The following is a 984-nucleotide window of genomic DNA, read 5'->3' on the forward strand; positions in this document are numbered from 1 at the left end:
TCTCGGCGCCGCCGGGCGCGAGCATGGCCGGCGCGCCGGGGGAAAGGGACGAAGCCGCGCGATCGGGCCAGGCGACGATCGCCAGCGCCGGATGGGCATCGAGGTCGAGTTCGACGAACACCGGCCGCGGCGCGCCGCCGGGTGCGGCCACCGACAACTCGATCACGGCCGGATCGCGCGCGCCGCTTCGCGCGGGCAAGCCGGCCAGCGGCTCGGCGCGCAGCAGCGCGGCGCCGTTGGCGGCCTGCACGGCGGGGCCCAGGCGCGTGTCGTGCACGGTCTGCGAGAGGCGCGCGAGGCTGGTGTCGATGCGGCGCGGCACGGCGCGCGCGATCGGCGCGGCGGGAGGCACGGCATCGACCTCGGCAGGCGCTTCGCCGCCCGCCGCTTGATCATCGGGCTGTTGCCGCTGCCACGAAGCCTCGACCTGCGCCCCCGCCGTCCCGAACGCGCCGGGCACGGGCGCGCCCGCCGCGCGAGCGGAAGGATCGCTCGCGTCGTCGTCGCTGTCCGTCGCGCTGAGAAGGATGTCGGCCATGCGGGGGAAAGGGTTACCAGACGGTGAGTTCGATGTCGCGGACTTCGCCCCAGGCGCGCAGCGTATCGGCGAGTTCGCGCTGGAGCATCGTGCTGTGCGTCAAGAGTAAGTCCCGGGCGGCCGGGTCCTGCGCATCGAACCGAAGCCGGAGACTGAAACGCGAAAGCGACAGAGACAGCCTGGTATGCGGCAGCAGCGCGGGATCCAGCGTCATCTGCGCCTCCCAGTTGCCGGCATTTGCGATCGCAGGATCGCCACAGAAGGCGGCGATCTCGCGCGTCAGCACGCCCAGCACCTGCAGGTACTGCTGCTGCTGCATGTAGACGGCCGACACCACCGGCACGGCGGCGCGCTCCACGCGGGCCGACAAGGTGTCGAGATCCTCGGCCGCCGCGCCCGCCGCCAGCGGCAGGGCCGCGGCCGGCTCGGGCAGCGCCTCCTCGACA

Annotated in this window: 1 protein-coding gene and 1 pseudogene; both read right to left on the reverse strand. The window is 73.7% G+C overall.

Annotated elements, in window-relative coordinates:
• Positions 1 to 538 (reverse strand): annotated as a pseudogene (locus F3J10_RS35790) (YscQ/HrcQ family type III secretion apparatus protein); the annotation flags it as partial.
• A gap of 13 nt (positions 539 to 551) precedes the next feature.
• Positions 552 to 984 (reverse strand): type III secretion system protein SctP (gene sctP / locus F3J10_RS35795; protein WP_167244061.1); only part of this gene is annotated, 433 nt, incomplete at its 5' end.

Origin of the sequence: Burkholderia sp. Cy-637 (genome assembly GCF_011753175.1) — a bacterium.
Lineage (GTDB): Bacteria > Pseudomonadota > Gammaproteobacteria > Burkholderiales > Burkholderiaceae > Burkholderia > Burkholderia gladioli.